At 74.8% G+C, this 21,572-nt stretch carries 17 protein-coding genes and 1 tRNA gene; 7 read left to right on the top strand and 11 right to left on the bottom strand.

The window, feature by feature from the left end; all coding sequences use genetic code 11:
• Positions 1–147: 147 nt before the first annotated feature.
• A complete protein-coding gene (locus tag EDD32_RS02695; protein WP_123914383.1) occupies positions 148–1,074 on the bottom strand; it encodes an SDR family oxidoreductase in 927 nt (308 codons plus the stop codon).
• Positions 1,075–1,152: 78 nt separating this feature from the next.
• Between EDD32_RS02695 and EDD32_RS02700 the strand changes: the two genes are divergently transcribed.
• Positions 1,153–1,767 (top strand): isochorismatase family protein, encoded by a 615-nt coding sequence (locus EDD32_RS02700; RefSeq protein ID WP_246005943.1) that lies wholly within the window; start codon positions 1,153–1,155, stop codon positions 1,765–1,767.
• 24 nt (positions 1,768–1,791) lie between these two features.
• Here the strand turns inward: EDD32_RS02700 and rsmI are convergent, their stop codons facing one another.
• Positions 1,792–2,628, bottom strand: a complete 837-nt coding sequence (gene rsmI, locus EDD32_RS02705; protein WP_123920096.1) for a 16S rRNA (cytidine(1402)-2'-O)-methyltransferase — start codon at positions 2,626–2,628, stop codon at positions 1,792–1,794.
• A gap of 254 nt (positions 2,629–2,882) precedes the next feature.
• On the opposite strand from rsmI, the gene EDD32_RS02710 reads away from it, so the two are divergent.
• Positions 2,883–4,802 carry a dolichyl-phosphate-mannose--protein mannosyltransferase gene (locus EDD32_RS02710; RefSeq protein ID WP_123914387.1) on the top strand — a complete coding sequence of 640 codons (1,920 nt, stop codon included), beginning with the start codon at positions 2,883–2,885 and terminating at the stop codon, positions 4,800–4,802.
• Positions 4,803–4,849: 47 nt separating this feature from the next.
• The gene (locus EDD32_RS02715; RefSeq protein WP_123914389.1) at positions 4,850–5,674 is read left to right on the top strand and encodes an SDR family NAD(P)-dependent oxidoreductase; all 825 of its coding nucleotides are present in this window, start codon (positions 4,850–4,852) and stop codon (positions 5,672–5,674) included.
• Between the two features lie 76 nt (positions 5,675–5,750).
• On the opposite strand, the gene EDD32_RS02720 is transcribed toward EDD32_RS02715, so the two are convergent.
• Positions 5,751–6,428, bottom strand: a complete 678-nt coding sequence (locus EDD32_RS02720) for a metal-dependent transcriptional regulator (RefSeq protein WP_246005944.1) — start codon at positions 6,426–6,428, stop codon at positions 5,751–5,753.
• A gap of 232 nt (positions 6,429–6,660) precedes the next feature.
• Here EDD32_RS02720 and EDD32_RS02725 point away from each other — a divergent pair, with 232 nt between their 5' ends.
• Positions 6,661–7,890 (top strand): Nramp family divalent metal transporter, encoded by a 1,230-nt coding sequence (locus EDD32_RS02725; RefSeq protein WP_123914391.1) that lies wholly within the window; start codon positions 6,661–6,663, stop codon positions 7,888–7,890.
• Here the strand turns inward: EDD32_RS02725 and EDD32_RS02730 are convergent.
• Positions 7,877–9,886 (bottom strand): heavy metal translocating P-type ATPase, encoded by a 2,010-nt coding sequence (locus EDD32_RS02730; protein ID WP_123914393.1) that lies wholly within the window; start codon positions 9,884–9,886, stop codon positions 7,877–7,879. The genes EDD32_RS02725 and EDD32_RS02730 overlap by 14 nt on opposite strands.
• Before the next feature lie 224 nt (positions 9,887–10,110).
• Between EDD32_RS02730 and EDD32_RS02735 the strand changes: the two genes are divergently transcribed.
• Positions 10,111–10,719 (top strand): hypothetical protein, encoded by a 609-nt coding sequence (locus EDD32_RS02735; RefSeq protein WP_123914395.1) that lies wholly within the window; start codon positions 10,111–10,113, stop codon positions 10,717–10,719.
• A gap of 158 nt (positions 10,720–10,877) precedes the next feature.
• On the opposite strand, the gene EDD32_RS02740 is transcribed toward EDD32_RS02735, so the two are convergent.
• Positions 10,878–12,371, bottom strand: a complete 1,494-nt coding sequence (locus EDD32_RS02740) for an NAD-dependent succinate-semialdehyde dehydrogenase (RefSeq protein ID WP_123914397.1) — start codon at positions 12,369–12,371, stop codon at positions 10,878–10,880.
• Positions 12,372–12,648: 277 nt separating this feature from the next.
• On the opposite strand from EDD32_RS02740, the gene EDD32_RS02745 reads away from it, so the two are divergent.
• On the top strand, positions 12,649–13,938 hold the full coding sequence (locus EDD32_RS02745) for an MFS transporter (protein ID WP_123914399.1): 1,290 nt from the start codon (positions 12,649–12,651) through the stop codon (positions 13,936–13,938).
• A gap of 130 nt (positions 13,939–14,068) precedes the next feature.
• Positions 14,069–15,298: an alkaline phosphatase PhoX gene (locus EDD32_RS02750; RefSeq protein WP_123914401.1), complete on the top strand. Its 1,230-nt coding sequence runs from the start codon at positions 14,069–14,071 to the stop codon at positions 15,296–15,298.
• A 206-nt stretch (positions 15,299–15,504) separates the two neighbouring features.
• Here the strand turns inward: EDD32_RS02750 and EDD32_RS02755 are convergent, their stop codons facing one another.
• The 6 genes from EDD32_RS02755 to EDD32_RS02780 form a co-directional block, all read right to left on the bottom strand.
• Positions 15,505–16,551, bottom strand: a complete 1,047-nt coding sequence (locus EDD32_RS02755; RefSeq protein ID WP_123914403.1) for an ABC transporter ATP-binding protein — start codon at positions 16,549–16,551, stop codon at positions 15,505–15,507.
• Positions 16,548–18,149 carry an ABC transporter permease gene (locus EDD32_RS02760; RefSeq protein WP_123914405.1) on the bottom strand — a complete coding sequence of 534 codons (1,602 nt, stop codon included), beginning with the start codon at positions 18,147–18,149 and terminating at the stop codon, positions 16,548–16,550. The genes EDD32_RS02755 and EDD32_RS02760 overlap by 4 nt, the downstream gene beginning before the upstream one ends.
• A gap of 2 nt (positions 18,150–18,151) precedes the next feature.
• Entirely contained in the window at positions 18,152–19,216 is a 1,065-nt protein-coding gene (locus EDD32_RS02765) for an extracellular solute-binding protein (protein WP_123914407.1), read from the bottom strand.
• A 272-nt stretch (positions 19,217–19,488) separates the two neighbouring features.
• Positions 19,489–19,561: transfer RNA gene (locus tag EDD32_RS02770), tRNA-Ala, on the bottom strand.
• Between the two features lie 70 nt (positions 19,562–19,631).
• Entirely contained in the window at positions 19,632–20,816 is a 1,185-nt protein-coding gene (locus EDD32_RS02775) for a hypothetical protein (protein ID WP_123914409.1), read from the bottom strand.
• Between the two features lie 143 nt (positions 20,817–20,959).
• Positions 20,960–21,571: a GNAT family N-acetyltransferase gene (locus EDD32_RS02780; protein ID WP_246005945.1), complete on the bottom strand. Its 612-nt coding sequence runs from the start codon at positions 21,569–21,571 to the stop codon at positions 20,960–20,962.
• Position 21,572 lies beyond the last annotated feature (1 nt).

Here is a 21,572-nt window from a genome sequence, read left to right on the forward strand (position 1 = left end):
CCCGACGGGGCCGCTCGCGCCGACGGGCCGTCCCGGCACGGGTGCGGCGGAGCCCGGCACGGGGCCGACGGGCCGGCCCGGCACGGGTCCGGCGGGGCCCGGCGCGGAGCGGGCCCCGGCGGGGCCGCCCTGCTCGCCGGTCCGGCGTCAGAAGACCGGCTTGCCGCCGGTGACGCCCAGGACGGTCGCCGAGACGTAGCTCGCCTCCGAGGGCGAGGCGAGGAACACGAACGCCGGAGCCAGCTCGGCCGGCTGCCCGGCACGGCCCAGTGGGGTGTCCCCGCCGAAGGACTCCAGGTGCTCGCCCTCCTGCGTCGCGGGCTGCAGCGGCGTCCAGATCGGACCGGGCGCCACGGCGTTGACCCGGATCCCGCGCTCGCCCACCTCGGCGGCGAGGTTGACCGTGAAGTTGTTGATCGCCGCCTTCGTGGACGCGTAGTCCAGCAGCGTCTGGGAGGGCTGGTAGGCCTGGATGGAGGACACGTTGATGATGCTGGCGCCCCGGCCCAGGTGCGGCAGGACGGCCCTGGTCAGCCAGAACATGGCGTAGAGGTTGGTCTTGAAGACCCGGTCCATGTCCTCGGTGCGGAGCTCCTCGAGCCCGGTCGTGCGGGCCATCTGGAAGCCGGCGTTGTTGACGAGCACGTCGAGACCGCCGAGCTCGGCCACGGCCCGCTCCGCGACGTCGGCGCACGTCTGCTCCTCGCGCAGGTCCCCGGGCAGGAGGACGGCGCGGCGCCCTGCCCGGCGCACCCACTCGGCGGTCTCCTCGGCGTCCTCCTGCTCCTCGGGCAGGTAGGAGATGGCGACATCGGCACCCTCGCGGGCGAAGGCGATCGCGACGGCCCGCCCGATGCCGGAGTCGCCGCCGGTGATGAGGGCGCGCAGCCCGGCCAGCCGGTCGTGACCGACGTAGGTCTCCTCGCCGTGGTCCGGCCGGGGGTTCATCCTCCCGGTCAGGCCCGGCGGCTGCTGCTCCTGGGCGGGGAAGCCGCCCTGGTCGTTCGTCAGGGCGGCCGCCCGCTCGGCGACGACGGACGTCGTGGGGGCCCGCTTCGAGGTTCTCTCGTCCATGTCCCGAACGTAACCGCACCTGCCGACTTCCTCATCCGGAGCGGCACAATGGGAGCAGCCGACTCCCGGAGGTTTGCCGTGCCCCAGGCCACGAACGTGCCCGAGCCCCAGGCCACGAAGGCGCCCGCCCGCGCGCTGATCCTCGTCGACGTGCAGCCGACCTTCTGCGAGGGTGGCGCACTGCCCAGCGAGGGAGCGAACGCCGTCGCCGAGCGGGTGGCCCGCTTCGTCCGCGGCCACGGCGACGACTACGTCGCCGTCGTCACCACGCAGGACTGGCACATCGACCCCGGCGCGCACTTCTCGGACGAGCCCGACTTCGTCGACACCTGGCCGCCGCACGGCGTGGCCGGCTCCGCAGAGGCCGAGCTGCACCCCGCCCTGGACGGCCTGTCGTTCGACGCCTCGGTGCGCAAGGGGATGTACGCCGCCGCCTACTCGGGCTTCGAGGGGGTCGACGACGAGGGCCGGTCGCTGGAGGACATCCTGCGCGGGCGCGGCGTCACCGGCGTCGACGTCGTCGGCCTCGTGGAGTCCCACTGCGTCAAGGAGACGGCGCTGGACGCCCGGCGTCGGGGGCTGGATGCGCGGGTGTTTACCGACCTCACCGTGCCGGTCACGCCCGAGCTCGGCGCCCAGGCACGCGAGGTGATGGCCGAGGCGGGTGTGGAGCTCGCCGAGTCCGGCACCTGACCCGGCCCGGAACGCCGTCACCCCTCAGGTGGCGCGGCGTTCGAGCGCGGCCTGGTAGAGCTCGCGGCGCCCCAGGCCGGTCTCGGCGGCCACGGTGGCCGCGGCGTCCTTGAGCCTGGCTCCGGCGTCGGCGAGGGCGACGACGCGGTCGACGTGGTCCTCGACGCTGGCCGCGACGGGGGTCGCCCCCGCGACGACGAGGGTGATCTCCCCGCGGACCCGCTCGGCCGCCCAGTCCGCGAGCGCGGCGAGCCCGCCGCGCCGGACCTCCTCGTAGGTCTTGGTCAGCTCCCGGCACACGGCGGCGGGCCGGTCGGGCCCGAAGGCGGCGGCCATGTCCGTCAGGGTGGCGGCGAGCCGGTGCGGGGACTCGAAGAAGACCATGGTGCGCGGCTCGGACGCGAGCGCCGTCAGTACCCGCGCCCGGTCGCCGCCCTTGCGCGGGACGAACCCCTCGAAGCAGAAGCGGTCGGTCGCGAGGCCCGAGATCGCCAGGGCCGTGAGGACGGCCGACGGGCCGGGGAGCACGCTGACGGGCACCCCCGCGTCGGTGGCCGTGCGGACGAGGCGGTACCCCGGGTCGGAGACGGAGGGCATGCCCGCGTCGGAGACGACGAGGACGCGCCCGCCGTCGCGGGCCGCCGCCACGAGGTCGCCCGCACGCTCGCCCTCGTTGTGCTCGTGGAAGCTCAGCACGCGCCCGGTCACGCGGACCCCGATCCGTGCCGCGAGGGCCCGGAGACGGCGGGTGTCCTCGGCAGCGACGACGTCGGCCTCCGCCAGCGCCCGCCGCAGCCGTGGCGGGGCGTCGCCTGCGTCGCCGATGGGGGTGGCGGCGAGGAGGATGACGCCGGGCGTCATGGGGCGCGCGCCGGCGTCGGCGTCGGCGTCGGGCACGTCGGCGTCGGGCACGTCGGGCACGTCGTCGCCGAGTGCTCCGTGGTGGTCGACCGCGCCGTCGTCCGTCCCGTCCCTGTCGTGCTCGAGGCCGGGGTGCTCGCCGGCTGCGTGCTCGCCGGCGTCCGGCTTCTCCTCGGTGCTCACCGGCCCAGTCTTCCCCACGGCACGTGGACCGGCGGCCCCCGGCGCCGCGCGCACCGACCTAGACTCACCGCGTGACCGAGCCCGGGACCGACCGCGAGCCGCCGGGCGAACCCGGCGGGCCCGAGGTCCGCCGGGTCCAGCTCCGGGACCGGCTCGCAGGGATGACCCCGCCCGGCCCACCCGGCAACCACGCGCTCGCCACGTCACCGGACGGGACCGGGGATGCGCCGGGGCGCCCGGCGGCGCGGCTGAGCGGCCCTGGCCCCGAGACCGGCCCGCCCCTCGAGAGAGGTTCCGCGGCGGACGACGAGGCGCCCGAGGCCGGCTCGGGACGCGGCACCGACGAGCCCGTGACACCGCCGACCGAGGACGAGCTGCGGGTGCGCCTGGGACTGCGCCCCCTCGCCGCGCGGACCGACCCCGCGACGCTGCTGTGGGGATGGGTGGGCCCGCTCGCCGTCGCCACGCTCGCCGCCGTGGTGCGTCTGGTGGGGCTGACCCACCCCGGGCGCCTCATCTTCGACGAGACCTACTACGTCAAGGAGGCCTTCTCCCTCCTCACGCTCGGCTACGAGGGCGACTGGCCCGCCGAGGACGCCAACGCCCGCTTCCTCGCCGGCGACTACTCGGCGCTGTCCACCGAGGCCGACTACGTCGTCCACCCGGCGGTCGGCAAGTGGATGATCGCGCTCGGGATCCAGCTGTTCGGCGCCGACAACGGGACGGGCTGGCGGTTCTCGGGCGCCGTCGTCGGCGCGCTCTCGGTGCTGCTCCTCGCCCGTGTCGCGACGCGGATGTTCCGCTCGCCGCTGCTGGGCACGACCGCAGGCCTGCTGCTCGCCCTCGACGGCATCCACCTCACGCTCTCCCGCACCGCCCTGCTCGACATCTTCCTCAGCTTCTGGGTGCTCGTCGGGCTGTGGTTCGTCCTGCGCGACCGGGAGTCCAGCCGCGCCGCCCTCGCCCGGCGCGTGGCCGCCGAGACCGCGTCGGGCCGCACCCTGAGCGCGTGGGGACCACGCGTGGGTCCGCGCTGGTGGCTCGTGGGCGCCGGCGCCGCCCTCGGCCTCGCCAGCGGGGTGAAGTGGTCGGGGATCTACGCCGTCGCGGTCCTCGGCGTCCTGGCCTTCGCCTGGGACGTCGCCGCCCGTCGCGCGGTGGGCACGCGGCTGTGGCTGGGGTCCGGGGTCTTCCGGGGCGGCCTGCCCGCGTTCGTCGCGCTCGTGCCGACGGCGGCCCTGACCTACGTCGCCGGCTGGTTCTCGTGGTTCGTCCAGCCCGACGCCTATCGCCGGCAGTGGGCGGCCGACCTGCGCGCCGCCGGTGACGTCGTCCCGCGCGGGTGGCTGCCCGACGCCGTCAACTCCTGGTGGGAGTACCACCTGGTGATGTGGCAGTTCCACAACAACCTCGACTCCGAGCACACGTACGAGGCCCACCCGGCGGGCTGGCTGCTCCAGCTGCGGCCCACCTCGATGTACTGGCCCGACCCGGCCCCGCCGCCGGAGGCCTGCGGGGCCGAGCGGTGCGTCGAGGCGATCGTCGCCCTGGGCAACCCGGCGGTGTGGTGGGCCGGTGCCGCGGCGCTCCTCGTCGTCGTCTACCTCGCGGCCCGGCGGGACTGGCGGGCCTGGGCGGTCCTGGCTGGGTACGGCGCGATGTACGTGCCGTGGCTGTTCTACTCCCACCGCACGATCTTCACCTTCTACTCCGTCGCCTTCGTCCCCTACGTGGTCCTCGGCCTGGTCATGGCGCTCGGCTGGGTCATGGGGATCGTCCGCCCGCCCGGCGCGGCGCCCGTCGGCCCCGACGACGACGGCGACGGAGGCGTCGACGGCACCGGCTCGCCCACCCCGCTGGCCTGGGTGGTGCTCGCTCTCGTCGTCGGCCTCACGGTGGCGCTGTTCGTCTTCTTCTGGCCGGTCTGGACCGGCCGGACCATCGCCTACGACGCCTGGCTCCTGCGCATGTGGCTGCCCCGCTGGGTGTGAGGGCCCACAATGGGACGCCCACCCCAGCCAGCTCCCTGGAGGACCGTGTGACCTCGACCGTGCGCGGAGCGCGCATCCTCATCACCGGCGCGAGCCGCGGCATGGGCCGCCTCTTCGCCGAGCGTGCCGCGGCCGAGGGCGCCGCCGCGCTCGCCCTGTGGGGCCGGGACGCCGACGCCCTCGCCGAGGTGGCGGCGAGCATCGCCCGGCCCGGTCTGCGCGTGCGCACCGACGTCGTCGACCTGGAGGACCTGGACGGCCTCGACGCCGCGGCCGAGGCGGTGCTCGCGGACCTCGGCGGCCTCGACGTCCTCGTCAACAACGCCGGGGTCATCACCGGCAACCGTTACTACTGGGAGCTCGAGCCGGGCGCGGTGAGCCACACCCTGCGGGTCAACACCCTGGCCCCCATGCACCTCGTCTCCCGGCTGCTGCCCGCGATGCTGGCCGAGCCCGGCCGGGCCAAGTGCATCCTCAACGTGGCCTCGGCCGCGGGCATCGTGCCCAACCCGCGGATGTCGGTCTACGCGGCGTCCAAGGCGGCGATGCTGAGCTGGTCCGACACGCTGAGGCTCGAGCTCGAGCAGGCCGGCCACCACCACGTCAGCGTCACGACCTTCAGCCCGTCGTACGTGGCCACCGGGATGTTCTCCGGCACCCGGCCTGTCGCGCTCACCCCGGTCCTGACGCCCGAACGGGCGGTGGACCGCGCGTGGCGGGGGATGCTCGCGGGCCGGGCGCACGTGGTCACCCCCGCGATGGTCCTCGTCGCGCGGGCCGCCCGGGGCGCACTGCCGACGCGGGCCTGGGACCGGCTGGCACGGACCTTCGGGGTGCACCGGTCGATGGACGGGTTCGCCGGCCGTCACTGACCTCGCCGCGGGACGCCGCCGGGTCAGCCTCCCGCGCCGCCCCGCGGCCAGGGGCACCCGGGCCCGCCCGCCCGGGTCAGCCAGTTCCACGCACGCGGGTCACCCAGACGGCGCCGGCCGCGGGCAGGCCGATCTCGGCGGGTTCGCCGCCGTCCACCCGGATGCTGATCGTGCCGGCGAACTCGCGGCGCTCGAGCACCTCGAGCTCGGTGTCGAGGGCGACCCCCAGATCGGCGAAGTAGCGCAGCACCTGGGGGTCGTCGTCGGAGATCCGAGCCACCCGCACCAGCGAGCCGTCGGGCGCACGGTCGAGCGGGGCGGCGGGCGGTGCGGGCACGGTGCCGTCCGCCGCCGGGATGGGATCGCCGTGCGGGTCGCGCTCGGGATGACCGAGCCGGGCGTCGAGGGCGTCGACGAGGCGGTCGGAGACGGCGTGCTCGAGCACCTCGGCCTCGTCGTGCACCTCGTCCCAGGCGTAGCCGAGCTCGGCGACGAGGAACGTCTCGAGGATTCGGTGCCGGCGCACCATCCCCAGGGCGGCGGTCCGGCCGGCGGCGGTGAGCTCGATCGAGCCGTACCGGGCATGGGTGAGTAGGCCCTGCACCGTGAGCTTCTTGACCGCCTCCGAGACCGTGGAGGGCGAGTTGCCGAGCTTGCGGGCGAGCATGGTCGTGGTCACCGGGTCGTCGGACCACTCCTGGGCGGACCAGATGACCTTGAGGTAGTCCTCGGTGGCAGGCGTCAGCTCGGGCACGACGCCACGCTACGCGAGCCGGACACCCCCGGTCCGCGGGCCGCGGCCCCGCCGCAGCGCGCCGAGTGTGGCGTTGTTGCGCCTCCCGCGGCCGGCTCGACAGCAAGAACGTCCCAGTCGGCGGGCCGCCCCTGGCTCTCCGGGGCGCCCGCGGTCCGCGGGCCGGACCGCGCCGCGTCGTGGTTCACTAATGTTTCGGTCCACCGAACTTCACTGAGAGGGTGACACGAACATGGTGTCCGACGTTCGAGCCCGTCCCCGCCGGACGCTGCCACTGCTCGGGCCCGCGTTCGTCGCGGCCGTGGCGTACGTCGACCCCGGGAACGTCGCGGCCAACATCACCGCCGGTGCCCGCTACGGCTTCCTCCTCGTGTGGGTCATCGTCGTCGCGAACGCCATGGCCGTCCTCGTGCAGTACCAGTCGGCGAAGCTGGGTCTCGTCACGGGCCGGACCATGCCCGAGCTGCTCGGGGAGCGGCTGCGCCGTCCGGCCCGGCTGGCCTTCTGGGGGCAGGCCGAGCTCGTCGCGGCCGCCACCGACCTCGCGGAGATCATCGGCGGTGCCATCGCCCTGTACCTGCTGTTCGGGACGCCGCTGCTCGTCGGCGGGGTGATCGTCGGCGCGGTCTCCATGCTGCTCCTCGCCGTCCAGACCTACTTCGGCCAGCGCCGTTACGAGTTCGTCATCATCGCCTTCCTCCTCGTCATCACCGCGGGCTTCCTCTCCGGCCTGGTCGCCGAGCCGCCGTCGGCCGCCGACGTCGCCGGCGGCCTGGTCCCCCGCTTCGCCGGCACCGACTCCGTCCTCCTCGCCGCCAGCATGCTCGGGGCCACGGTCATGCCCCACGCCATCTACGTGCACTCCGACCTCGTGCGGGAGCGCCACCTCGTCGAGGGCCCGCCCACGGAGACCGTTCACCTCCTGCGCGCCACCCGGGTGGACGTCCTCGCCGCTCTCGTCCTGGCCGGCGCCGTCAACCTCGCCATGCTCCTCCTGGCCGCGACCAGCCTGCGGGGCGTGCCCGGCACGGACACCATCGAGGGCGCGCACGGCGCGATCGTCGCCGCGCTCGGGCCGGGGATCGGCCTGGTCTTCGCCATCGGGCTGCTGGCCTCAGGGCTCGCCTCGACGTCGGTGGGCAGCTACGCCGGGTCGACCATCATGGCCGGGCTGCTGCGGCGCCGGATCCCCATCGCCCTGCGCCGGGCGATCACCATGATCCCCGCGCTGGTCCTCCTCGGCCTCGACGTCGACCCGACGTGGGCGCTGGTCATCAGCCAGGTCGTCCTCAGCTTCGGCATCCCCTTCGCGCTCGTGCCGCTCCTGGGGCTGACCTCGGACCGGTCCCTCATGGGGGCCGCCGCGAACACCGCGCTCATGCGCTGGGCGATGACGGTCGTCGTCCTGCTCATCTCCGCGCTCAACGTCACCCTGGTCGTGCTCACCGTCAGGGGGTCGTGAGCGCCGGTTCCCGCACGCCGGGTGCCGCGTGGTCCCCGGCGGCCAGGAAGGCCTCCTCGGCCCGCTCGGCGGCGCCCGGACGCGACGCGAGCAGCGCCCACAGGATGCAGGCGAGGTCGACCGCCTCCTGGGTCCACGCCCCGACGATCGCCGGGAGCAGCCCGACCGCGGCGACCACCATGAGCCCGACCGAGAGCGCCACCCCCAGGCCGATGGCCTGCCACGCCACCCGCATCGTGCGCCGCCCGATCTGGACCGCGCGGACGGTGCGGGCGAGGTCGTCGAGCATGATGACGACGTCGGCGGACTCGCTCGCCGCCGTCGAGCCCCGTGCCCCCATGGCCACACCGACGTCGGCGACGGCGAGCACCGGGGCGTCGTTGACGCCGTCACCGACCATCATCACCGGCCGGTCGCGCAGCCCGCGGACCGCCTCGACCTTGTGCTCGGGGAGGAGCCCGGCACGGACGTCGTCGATCCCGATCGCCGCACCGATACCCCGGGCGGTGGCCTCGGCGTCACCGGTGAGCATGACGGTCGTCCCGACGCCGGCGCGGTGCAGGGCGGCGAGGGTCGCCGGGGTCTCGGCTCGCACCCGGTCGGCGAGCCAGATCGTTCCCGCGTGACGCCCGTCGACGCCGACGTGGACCGCCGTGTGGCCGGGCGCCAGGGCGCTCTCCGGCGCGGACCCGGGACGGGCCGCGGGACCCGGACGGGCCGCGGACCCGGGGCGGGGCGCGGGACCGGGGCCGGACCCGTTCTCGGGCGCTGCGGCTGCCGTCGGAGGATCGACGACCTCAGCGGCGACGAAGCCCTCCTTGCCGACGACGACGCGCCGGCCCGCCACCGTGGCCCGGACCCCGTGGGCGGTCGTCTCCTCGACCTCGGTCGCGTGGCGCAGGGGCAGCCCCTGCTCCCGGGCCGCGTGCACGACGGCGGCCGCGAGGGGATGGGTCGAGTACTGCTCGACGGCGGCGGCGAGCCCGAGGAGCTCGTCCGGCTCCAGCCCGGGCCCGGGGAGCACGGCGGCCACCTCGGGCCTGCCGTAGGTGAGGGTGCCGGTCTTGTCGAATGCGGCCGTGCGTACCCGGGAGAGCTGCTCGAGGGTGCCGCCGTTCTTGACGATGATCCCGCCCAGCGCCGCCCGGGACATGCCCGCCATGAACGCCACGGGCGCGGCGATGATGAGCGGGCAGGGGGTGGCGACGACGAGCACCTCGGCGAAACGCACCGGGTCCCCGGACACCGCCCACGCCGTCGCCGCGACGCCCAGGCTCACGAGGGTGAAGGGGACGGCCACCCGGTCGGCGAGGCGCACGAACGGCGCCTTCGAGCCCTGCGCCTGGCGGACCAGCTCGATGATGCGCTGGTACTGGGAGTCGGCCGCCGCGGCCGTGGCGCGCATGCGCACCACCTCGCGCCCGTTGACCGAGCCGGACAGGAGCGAGTCGCCGCGGCCGTGCTCCACGGGCAGCGACTCGCCCGTGAGGGACGACTCGTCGAGGTACGCGCCGGCGGAGGTGAGCACGCCGTCGACAGGGACGATCTCGCCGGGCTTGACGAGCAGCTCGTCGCCGGCGTGGACCCGCGCGACGGGCACGTCGGCCACGGAGCCGTCGACGACGAGGTGGGCGATGACGGGGGCCCGCTCGAGGAGGGCGGACAGCTCCCGCTGCGCGCGGCCCGCGGCGTAGTCCTCCAGCGCCTCGCCGCCCGCGAGCATGAGGCACACGACCAGGGCCGCCCAGTGCTCCCCCACCGCGACGGTCGCGCCGATCGCGGTGACCGCCAGGACGTCGACGCCGTACGTGCCGGCGCGCAGGTCGGCCACCATCGCGCGGGCCTGCCGCAGGGCGACGGCGACCGCGAAGACGGTGAGGACCCAGCGGGCGAGAAGTGGCTGGCCGCCCAGCTCGAGCACCGCGCCGACGACACCGACAGCGATCGTCGCAGCGACGAGCGGGTAGCTCCGGAAGAACCGCACGAGCGGGCCCATGCCCTCAGTGTCCGGCGAGGCGGAACGGCGGTCCAGCAAGGAGAGGCTGCCCTTGGCCCGGTGCTCTCGCGGCTCCGGAGGGCTGCTCTCAGGACGGGCAGCAGGTGCCCTCGGCACAGCAGCGGCCCGCGCACGGCAGCGGCCCGCGCACAGCAGCGGCCCGCGCACAGCAGGAAGGCGGGCCGTGAGCTCGCACTCACGGCCCGCCCTGTGGGGGTGCTGAGGTGCCTCAGTCGTCGCTGTCGTCAGCGGACGAGGCCGAGGCTGCGGACCTCGCCGAGGCGGCCGACTTCGCCGAGGCCGCGGACCTCGCCGAGGCCGCGGACTTCGCCGAGGCCGCGGACTGCATCGAGGCTGCGGACCGCGCGGACGGCGCAGAGACCGTGCTCGGGGCGGAGGCGGGCGACGGCCCGCTCGGGGCCGAGTGCGGCGCGGTGGTGACGGCGGCCGACGTGGCCGACGCGACGTCAGCCGTCGTTGCGGAGCCGGCGGTCGCTGCCGAGGGGGAGGTGCCCGCCGAGCCGGACGTGACCGCCGAGCCGGACGTGGTCGCCGAGCCGGACGTGGTCGCCGAGCCTGCGGTGAGGGAGGCGGGGTCGGTGGCGCGGTCGTCCATCGCCGCGACGGAGTCGACGGGTCCGGTGACGGGCGCCTTGCCGGGGAGCACGAGCTCCTGCTTGGTCACCGGCGCCGCGAGCGCCACGGGTGCGATGGCGTCGGAGTCGTCCGTGGCGGGGTTCGCGGTGGCGACGCCGAGCCCACCGACCACCCCGAGGGCACCGAGCGTGCCGCCGGCGATCCAGAGCCTTCTCGTGTCCATGGCCATCTCCTGATGACGACCGCACCGGGCCGGCCCCCTGCGCCGGCCCGGTGCGGTCATTGGTGATGGGCAAGACTCTGGAGCACGCACGTGAGAGAGGAAGGAACGCTTCATGAGGAAGTTCTCATCCGCCCCGTGCACAGGTGGCACGGCGCGGTCGTGGCGCGATCCTCAGACGTGGGGGTGGGCGATCCCGACGTAGACCGTCTCGAGGTACTCCTCGATGCCCTCGTGGGAGCCCTCCCGCCCCAGACCGGACTGCTTGACGCCGCCGAACGGCGCCGCGGGGTTGGAGATGACGCCGGAGTTGAGGCCGAGCATCCCGGTCTCGAGGACCTCCGCCATCCGCAGCCCGGCGTCCAGGCTGCGCGTGAAGACGAAGGAGATCAGCCCGAGCTCGGTGTCGTTGGCCATGGTCACCGCCTCCTCCTCCGTGGTGAACGTGCTGATGGAGACGACCGGCCCGAAGATCTCCTCGCGGTGCAGCCGCGCCCGCGGCCCGGCACCGGTGAGGACCGTCGGCGGGTAGAACCAGCCGGGCCCGTCGGGCACCGTGCCGCCGAGCAGCACGCGGGCACCGTGGGCGACGGCGTCGTCGACGAGCTCGGCGACCTTGCTGCGCTGCTTCTCCTCGACCAGGGCACCGAGGGTCACGCCGTCCTGCACGCCGGGGCCGACGAGGATCTCGCGCACCTTCGCCACGAGCTTCTCGGTGAACTCCTCGGCGAGGGCGCTGTGCACGAGGAACCGGTTGGCGGCGGTGCAGGCCTCGCCGCCGTTGCGGAACTTCGCCGCCATCGCCCCGGCGACCGCGGCGTCGACGTCGGCGTCCGCGAGCACGAGGAACGGGGCGTTGCCGCCGAGCTCCATCGAGGTGCGCAGCACCTGGTCGGCCGCGGCGGCGAGCAGGCCTCGCCCGACCTCCGTGGATCCGGTGAAGGACAGCTTCCGGGTGCGGGGGTCCTTCAGCAGCGGCCCGGTGGTCTCCCCAGCCTGCGAGGTCGGGATGACGTTGACGACGCCGGCCGGCACACCCGCCTCCGCGAGGATGTCGGCGAGCAGGAGGGACGTCAGCGGGGTGAGCCGCGCCGGCTTGAGCACCACCGTGCAGCCGGCCGCGAGCGCAGGGCCGATCTTGCGGGTGCCCATCGCCAGCGGGAAGTTCCAGGGCGTGATGAGGACCGACGGGCCCACGGGCCGCTTGGTCACCAGGACCCTGGAGCGACCGTCGGGGGCGATCGAGTACCGGCCCGGGGTGCGGACCGCCTCCTCGGCGAACCAGCGGAGGAACTCCGCCCCGTACGTCGCCTCACCCCTGGCCTCGGCGAGGGGCTTGCCCATCTCGAGGGTCATGAGGAGCGCGAGGTCGTCGGCGCGGGCGGTGACCGCCTCGAACGCCCGCCGCAGGATCTCCGAGCGCTCACGCGGGGCGGTGCGGCCCCAGGCTGCCTGGGCGCGGTGGGCGGCGTCCAGCGCCGCCATCGCGTCGTCGGCGGTGGCGTCGGCGACCGTGGTGAGCACGTCGCCCGTCGCCGGGTCCTCGACCTCGAAACGCCGTCCGCCGCTCGCGTCCCGCCAGGTGCCGTCGATGTACAGCCCGGTGTGGAGGGACGCGAGCAGCGTCTCCTTGCGCCGGGTGATGTCCTGGGCGGTCGTCGTCGTCATCGTGAGCTCCTCTCCGTCCTCCTCGAGGCTAGCCGCGGGCGTCGGTGCGAGCAGGACGAGGAAGGGGCATGGCGGGGACAGCCGTGGCGAAGAGCCGGGGCGAGGTGCCGCCGGCGTGGGGCCGCCAGGGGGAGGGCCGCCGGTGCGGGCGAAGGGCGCCGGCGGCGCCGCCGCGACAGATCGGCGCCGTTCCCGCGCTACCGTGACGGCGGCGGCCGTCCGGAACGCCCGACCTGTCCCGCCGGCGCCACCGGCGCGGCCCGACCCAGGAGAGGCGATGTCGCGCACGAACCGTCCGCTCGGCCCGGCGATCCTGCTCGCCGGCATCGTGCTCGTCGCCGTCAACATGCGACCGGTCATCACCGCCGTCGGACCGGTGCTCCCGCAGGTCGGCGAGGACGTCGGCCTCGGCGCTGCCGCGCTCGGGACGCTCGGTGCCGTGCCGGTCCTCGCCTTCGCCGTCGTCTCCCCGCTGGTGCACCCGCTCCTCCGGCGCTTCGGCCTGGAGCGCACCGTCCTCGCGGCGCTGCTCGTGCTCGGCCTGGGCACCGTGCTGCGCTCCCTGCCCGGTCCGGCCGCGAACCTGTGGGTGGGCACGGCGGTCATCGGGGCCACGGTCGCCGTGGGCAACGTCGCCCTCCCCGTCGCGGTGAAACGGGACTTCCCGCTCCAGGTGCCGCGCACGACCGGGACCTACGTGGCCACCCAGACGGTCTTCGCCGCCCTCGCCTCCGGGCTGGCGGTCCCGCTCGCCGGTCTGGGCACGTGGCGGCTGTCGTTGGGCATCTGGGTCGTGGCGATCACCGCCGCGGTGGCGCTCTGGCTCCCGCGGCTGCGTCGGGGCACGTCCGACGCGCGGACCGACGCCGCCCGGGAGGACGGCCGTGCGCCCGCCGGCTCGGCAGGCGAGCCGGCGGACGGGCCGGCGGACGGTGCCGCACGGCGCGCAGCACCCGGCGCTGCTGGCATCGGATCGGACGTCCAGCGGCACCGTTCCGTGTGGCGGGCACCGCTCGCCTGGCAGGTCGCGGCCTACATGGGCCTGCAGTCGACGCCGTTCTACGTCCTCATCACGTGGTTGCCGAGCATCGAGCAGGACCTGGGGATCGGCGCCGCCGAGGCGGGGTGGCACCTGTTCGGCTACCTGGCGGCAGCCATCGTGGCGAACCTGCTCGCCCCGTCACTCATGCGCGTCGGCGAGGACCAGCGCTTCGCCGCCGTCGCCGTCGCCGCCCTCATGGTGGTCGCCACGCTCGGCGTGACGCTGTGGCCCGGCGGCATCGTGCTGTGGGTGGTCCTCATGGGCCTGAGCAGCGGGGCGGCGCTCGTCGTCACCTTGTCGCTGGTGGGCCTGCGCTCCTACGACCACCGCACCGCGAGCCAGCTGTCCGCGATGTCGCAGTCGCTCGGCTACGCGCTCGCCGGCTCGGCCCTCGTCCTGGCCGGGCTCCTGCGCGACGCCACCGGTCCCGGGCCCCTGCTCCTGGTGTGCCTCGCCGGGGTCGCCCTCGCCCAGCTCGCGCTCGGCGTGCTCGTGGGCCGGCACCAGGTGCTGCTCAGCGACTGACGCGCTCCGCCGTCCGGTGTCGCGACAACCGTTCCGGCAACGTCCACACCCCTGCCGGTACGTGTTCGCCTCCCGGCCACCTGGCCTCCCTACGTTCGGGGCACACCCACCACGACCACATGGAGATGTGATGCGCAAGCAGATCCTCACCGGCGCCTTCACCGCCGGGCTCCTCGTCACCGTCGCCGCCCAGGCCGGTGCCGCCGACGGGCCGATGGCCTTCGAGCCGGTCGACGGCTCCGCGTACGACCAGCAGAGCACCGACTGGGACGTGCCGCTGGTCGCGCCCGAGGGCTTCACCCAGGAGCTCGTCGCCGACGAGACCGTCCTGGACATCTACGACGGCGGCACCGACGACCTGACCGACATGAACACCGTGAACGAGACCGGCCCGCAGGCCGGCCGCTACCTCATCCGCACCCACGAGGTCGGCTCGAACGGCGCGGTGTCGGTCGTCGACCTCACCACCGGGGAGGTCCGCGTCGTCGCGCAGGACGCCGGCTTCCGCCGCCTCGACGGGATCGAGTGGACCCCGTGGGGCACGGTGCTCTTCGCCGAGGAGACCGCGGGCGGCCGCCTCTTCGAGGGCACCTTCGACGCGAAGGACCCCTTCGGTGAGATGGAGTGGGTCGAGCGTCCCGAGGTCGGCATCCTCCGCCACGAGGGCATCGGCGCGAGCAACGACGCCGTGTTCGTCATCGACGAGCTCAACGGCGGCTCCATCTACAAGTTCGAGCCCACCGTGCGCGGCGACCTCGCCGACGGCCGGCTCTACGCCCTCAAGCTCACCGGTCTCGACGACGCCGACCAGGTGTGGGGCCAGGACACCTACGAGGAGAAGGTGGGCGCCTTCGAGTGGGTCGCGCTCGACATGGAGCAGGTCGTCGTCGACACCGACGCCGCGGCGGACGCGGTCAGCGCCACGGAGTTCGGGCGCCCCGAGGACGTCGAGCTCATCGGCCAGACCCTCTACGTCGCGAACACGTCCGAGGACCGGGTCGTCGCGATCGACCTCAACGAGGAGGTCCTGACCTCCTTCGTCCACGCCGGGGACAACGTCCCCGTGGAGAACCGCTCCGCGGCCGTGACCGGCTTCAACGGTCCGGACAACCTCGCCAAGGGCCCCGACGGCCGCCTCTGGGTGGTCGAGGACAACGTCCCGTCGGACATCTGGGTCGCGGGCAAGGACGCCGATCAGGACGGCGCCGCCGACTCGGTCGAGCTGTTCGCCTCGCTCAAGGACCCCGGCGCCGAGATCTCCGGCATCTACTTCGGCAAGGACCCCAGGACACTCTTCTCCAACATCCAGCACCCCGCCAAGGCCCTGGCCGACGGCACGTGGGCGATCACGGCCCGCTGAGCACGACCGCACTGCCGGGTGCACGACCGCACTGCCGGGTGGTGGAGCCTCGGCTCCACCACCCCACCCGCGTCACAGCCGGCTGACAGCACACGCGCCCGACAAGCACAGGCACCCGACAAGCACAGGCACCCGACAAGCACAGCCGGCCGGCTGCACAGCCCCCGACAGGCCGGCGACCACCCCCACCGAGGGACCGCCGCGCCTCAGGACCCCGCGAAGAACGACACCGGGCCCGCCACGACGAGGCCGACCTCCTCCTCGGACGGCAGCGGCCCCTGCGTGCGGCACAGCACCGGGACGTCCGCGCCGTCGGCGCCGCACACGCTCAGCCGCACCGACGCGTCGTGACCGTAGAAGGTCGTCCCGAGCACCTTGGCGGTCACTCCCCCGCGACCCGAGCGCACGATGTGCACCTGCTCGGGCCGCACCGCCACCAGCCCGTGGCCGTCGCTGACCTGGTCGCCGCGCAGCAGCGGCAGCCGCCCGAGCGCGGTCGTCGCGACCCCGCCGGCGACGTCGGCCGGCAGGATCACGGCCTCACCGACGAACGTGGCGACGTCGAGGTCGGCCGGGGCGCGGTAGAGCTGCTCGGGCGCCGCGGCCTGGACCACCTGGCCCGCCCGGACGACGGCGACGACGTCGGCGATGCTCAGCGCCTCCTCCTGGTCGTGGGTGACCAGGACGCCGGTGGCACCGGAGCTGTGCAGCGCGTCGCGCACGTCCTCGCGCACGGACGCGCGCAGTCCGGCGTCGAGCGCCGAGAACGGCTCGTCGAGCAGGACGACGTCGGGGTCCGGCGCCAGCGCCCGGGCGAGCGCCACCCGTTGCTGCTGCCCGCCGGAGAGCTCGGCGGGCATGCGGGAGCCGAGGTCCGCCAGCCCCACCAGCGCGAGCAGCTCGCGCACCCGCTCCCGCCGGCGTGCGCCCTGACGGCGCGGCATGCCGAACGCGACGTTCGCCGCGACCGTGAGGTGCGGGAAGAGCGCACCCTCCTGGGGGACGACGGCGACCCGCCGGCGCTCGGGCGGCAGGCCCTGACGTCCGGTGGCGACGACCCTGTTGCCGATCCGGACCTGACCGGCGTCGGCGTCCTCGAATCCCGCGATGATGCGCAGGAGGGTCGTCTTGCCGCACCCCGAGGGCCCCAGGACCGCGGCGAGCGCCCCGGAGGGGACGTCGAGGTCGATCCCGCGCAGGACCTCGGTGCTCCCGAAGGACTTGCGCAGCCCCGTGATCTGGAGTCGCTTCACGTCTCCCCTCCCGTCTCCTCCACCACCCGCGTGGCGGCGTCGTCCGACACCAGTGAAGCCTGTACACGCGAGAGAACAAAGGTGGGCACCGCCGCGAGCAGCACCAGCGCGACCGCGTAGGGCGCGGCGGCCGCGTACGCGCCGACGCCCGTCTCGGTCCACAGCCGGGTGGCGAGGGTGTCCATGCCCGTGGGCCGCAGGAGCAGCGTGGCCGGCAGCTCCTTCATCACCGTGAGCATCACCAGGGCGAACCCGGCCGCGATGCCGGGGCCGGCGAGCGGCAGGGTGACGTCGCGCAGGACCCCCAGCGGGCTGCGGCCGAGCGACCGGGCGATCTCCCCCATGCTGCGCGGGCTCTGGGCGACGGCGGCGCGCACCGACCCGATCGCCGCCGGCATGAACAGCACCGTGTAGGCCAGCACGAGGAGCGGGGTGCGCTGGTAGATCGGCTGGGCGTAGCGGGCGCCGAAGAAGACGAGCGCGAGGGCGACGACGATCCCCGGCAGGGCGTGGCCGGCGTAGGTGGCGTGCTCGATGAACCGGCCGCCGCCGCGGGGGAACCGGGCGGCGATGATGCCCACCGGCACGGCGAGCGCCGTCGCGGCCAGGGCGCCGAGCAGCGCCACCCACAGCGTGGACACGCCCGCGGGGAGGAGCCGCTCCCACTCCACGCCGGCGGAGCTGCCGCGGCTGACCCAGTAGCCGAGCACCGCCGCGGGGTAGCCCAGCGCGACGGCCGCGACCCCGCCGGTGACGAGCAGGGCGAGGGGCTTGCCCCGCCCGAGCCGGACCGTGCGCAGGGCACGGGCGCTGCCGCCGCCCACCCGGGCGTGCTCGGCCCGGCCCCGGCTGCGTGACTCCGCGACGGTGATCGCCACGGTCACCGCCACGAGGACGAGGGAGAGCACGGCCGCCGGGGTCCGGTCGAAGGATGCCTGGTAGGAGGTGTGGATGACCCGGGTGAAGACGTCGTAGCGCAGGAGGGACGGGGTGCCGAAGTCGCTGAGCGCGTACAGCGCGACCAGCAGGGCCCCGGCCGCGACGGCGGGGCGCACCTGCCGCGCGGTGACGGTGAGATGGGTCTGCCACGGGCCGCGTCCGAGGGAGCGGGAGACCTCCTCCAGCGCCGGGTCCACCCGCCGCAGGGCCGCCGCGACGGGCAGGAAGACGTACGGGTAGGTGCTCATGGTCAGCACCAGCCAGGTGCCCAGGAAGCCCGAGACCTCCGGGACCACCGAGACCCAGGCGTAGGCGGCCACGAAGCTCGGCACCGCCAGCGGCAGGGCCGCGACCACGCTCCACGCGCCGCGGCCGGGCAGGTCGGTGCGGGTGGTCAGCCAGGCGAGGGCGACGCCGACGGTGACGGCGGCCGCCGTCACCGCCGCGGCCAGGCCGAGGCTGCGCAGCACCAGCCAGAGCGTCCGGTCCCGCCACAGGGTGTCCCAGATGGCGGGTCCGCCCGCCTCCGCCGTCCGCAGGAGCAGGTAGCCGATGGGGAGCAGCGCGACCGCGGCGGCCACGGCGGCAGGGACGAGGAGCACCGCCGGCGCGCGACGGCCGGCGGTGGTCCTCGTGCGTCGTACCGGCGCTGCGGTCATGCTCAGGTCAGCCCGACCTCGTCCAGCAGCGCCAGGGTCTCCTCGAGGGAGTCCAGCTCGTTGAGGTCGATGTTCAGGCCTTCCCCGAGCGGGGCGAGGTCGTGCTCGGTGGAGGTGACGCCCTCGACCACCGGGTACTCGGCGGTCTCGTCGGCGAAGTACTGCTGCGCCTCCTCGGACAGGAGGTACTCCACGGCCGCGATGGCCGCGTCCTCGGCGTCGGAGCCGTTCAGCACGCCGACGCCCGCGACGTTGACGAGTGCACCCGGGTCGTCGCTGTCGAGGAAGCGGATCTCGGCCTCGACGGCGTCGGCCCCCTCCTCGGCGATGCGCTCGTACCAGTAGTAGTGGTTGATCAGACCCACGGAGACCTGACCGCCGTTGACGGCGTCGAGGACGGCGTTGTTGTTCTCGTAGGCCTGGGGCTCGAGGGCGGCGAAGTCCTCGAGCCACTGGCGGGCACCGTCCTCACCACGGTCGACCCGCAGGGCGGTGACGAAGCTGTGGAAGGAGGCGTTCGTGGGCGCGAAGCCGATCTTGCCGCGGTAGGCCTCGTCGAGGATCTCGTCGATGCCGGTCATCTCCGCGACCTCGGGTGCCTGCTCCGGGTCGTAGGCCAGCACCCGCGCCCGGGCGGAGGTGGCGACCCAGCGGCCCTCGGCGTCCCGGTAGCCCTCGTCCACCAGGTTCAGGACGTCGTCGGGCAGCGCGGTGAGCATGTCGGCGCCCGCCAGGGCGCCGAGCGCGCCGGCGTCCTGGGAGAAGAACAGGTCGGCCTGGGTGCCGTCGCCCTCCTCCAGCAGCTGGGCGGCAAGCTCGCTCGAGCCGGCGTAACGAACCTCCACCTCGGTGCCGACGGCGGCCTCGAGGTCCTCGAGGATCGGGCCGACGAGGTTCTCGTTGCGGCCGGAGTAGATGGTGAGGGTGGTGTCGTCGACCGCGGCAGTGGCGGCGTCAGTGGCGTCACCGGCCTGCTCGGCGGGCTCCTCGGTGCTGCACGCGGCCAGGCTCAGCGCGGTGGCGAGGCCGGCGGCGACCGCGGCGGCGCGGCGGTTCGTGAGGGACATGGGTTCTCCCGGTCGTGGGGGCGGACGGCCCTGGGGCGTCCGCGTCGTCGGAGGGAGCGTAATTAGGTAAGCCTCCCCTTAGCAAATTCCGAGGGCGGCGCGACGGTCCTCTCGGCGGCCCCGACGTCACGACCGTCCCAGCTCCGCCCGCATCACGACCGCTCCCGGTCCCTCACGATCGCCCCACCGAGCCCCCCCTACGGTCGGGCCCAGGTACGACAAAGGCCGAACCCTCGTGGGTCCGGCCCGTCGGGTGCCCTGCGGCACGTCGGTGGAGCTAGGGGGATTCGAACCCCCGACCTTCTCATTGCGAACGAGACGCGCTACCAACTGCGCCATAGCCCCATGCTGTTGCGTGCTCTCGCGAGCAGGGACAACTCTAGCAAGACGCCCCGGTCCCGCGAAATCGGCCTCGTCACTCGCCGGCGGCCCGGCGGCGCGCGAGGACGGCGTCGAGGTCGAGCGCCGCCGGGCTCGCTGCCACGACGGGTGCAGCCGGCTGCGCCGAGGCAGCCGGAGTCTGCGCGGGCTGCTCCGGCGCGGCGTAGGGCGCCACGTCACGCCGCGGCGCCGAGGGCTTGAGCGTGTAGCTCGGGGCCGGCAGCGGCACGGGAGTCCAGGACTCGCCGAACCCGTCGCCGGCGCGCTCCTGCCCATCGAGGCGCTCGTCGACGTCGGGACCCGCTTCCGTGTCGGCCTCGACCGCGACGTCGGGGCCGGCCGCGGGACCGTCCGCCGTGTGCTCCGCCTGGTCGACACTGACCGAGGTAGCCCCGTCGACGACGGTTGCGACGTTCGCGACGGTTGCCGCGTCGGCCGGGACACCGGTGCCGTCGGTCCCCGCACCAGCCTCGACGACGTCGACGACGTCCTCGGCCCGGCGGGGCGCCGACCCGGCGCGGGTGACGGTTGCCGCGTCGGCCGTCCGCGCAGCAGTGCGCGACCCGTCCTGGACGTCGTGGCGCACACCGCTGCGTGCACCGGCGTGCCCCGAGCGGACCGCGGGCTGGCCCGACCGGCGCGGCAGCGCCCGCAGCCGGGCCTCGAGGCGGGCCATCTCGGCGCGGTCGCGCTTGTCGTGAGCGGCGGCCTTGACGGCGGTGCGGCGCCCGAGGACGAGCACCGTGGCGAGCAGCGCCGCGGGCACGGCGCCGAGCACCCAGCTGGTGCTCGCGAGGGCGAACCCTGCCCAGCCGGCCGCCGTCGCGACGAGCAGGACGAACGTGAGCGCCAGACGTCGCCGCGCGGCGGCCGCACGGCGGGCGACGCGGGCCGCCCGGGCCGCTCGGGCCGACGCGAGGGCGCGCGCGTCGTCGGTGCGCTCGGAACGGGCTCCTGGCCTGTTCATGGGGGCCTCCGGTCGGCGGGTCGGGTCGTGCAGGAAGGGCCGGGCGGCCGGCCGGAAGTGCTGTCCGGCCTCACCTGGCCGGTTGACGGTGACCGGCCGGCTCGCGCCGGTGGCCAGGATCCGCAGATCGCCGGAGAACCGGTCCTCCACGCGGCAGTCGAGCGCGAGCTGCCTGCTGCGCACCAGGTGCGGGAGCAGGAAGCCCAGAAGGATCAGGGTCAGTCCGATGACCACGAATCCCTGGAGCTCCACGGCTCAACGCTAGGTGCGCCGGGTCGTACGGAGCCTCAGCGGCCTCGGCGTGTCTGCCGCGCGTCTTCGCTGGTGGCACCGACACCGCCCGCGCCCGTCAGCGCCCGTGCCCGTCAGCGCACCGCCCCGCCCGCCCGCGCCCGTCAGCGCACCGCCCCGCCCGCCTCCAGCCACCGGCGCACGAGGCCGCCGGGCACCTCCTCCACCGTGAGGGCGAAGCTGCGGTGGTCGCGCCAGTCGCCCTGGATGTGGAGGAACCGGCGCCGCACACCCTCGTCGCGGAACCCGAGCTTCTCCACCACCCGCAGCGAGGGCACGTTCTCGGGCCGGATGTTGATCTCGATGCGGTGCAGCCCGCCCTCGTACCAGGCGTGGTCGGTGGCCATGGCGACGGCGAGCGGCATGACGCCGCGGCCGGCGACGTGCTCGGACACCCAGTACCCGATCGTCGCCGAGCAGAACGACCCGCGCGTGATCGAGGAGACGTTGAGCTGGCCCACCATCTCGCCGTCGAGGTCGATGACGAACGGCAGCGACACCCCGGCGCGCGCCTGCCGGTCCAGCGCCCGCACGTAGGTGCGGTACGACACCGGGGGGCCGCCGGTGGGTGACGTGGCCTCCCACCGCTCGAGCCAGGCGGCGTTGCGCCGGCGCAGCTCCTCCCAGGTGCCGCGGTCGCGCCGGCGCAGCGGGCGCAGGGCGACCGGTCCCTCCACGAGGGTCACGGGCCAGGCCGGGGGCAGGGTTCGGTCCACC

This window comes from Georgenia muralis (assembly GCF_003814705.1).
GTDB lineage: Bacteria > Actinomycetota > Actinomycetes > Actinomycetales > Actinomycetaceae > Georgenia > Georgenia muralis.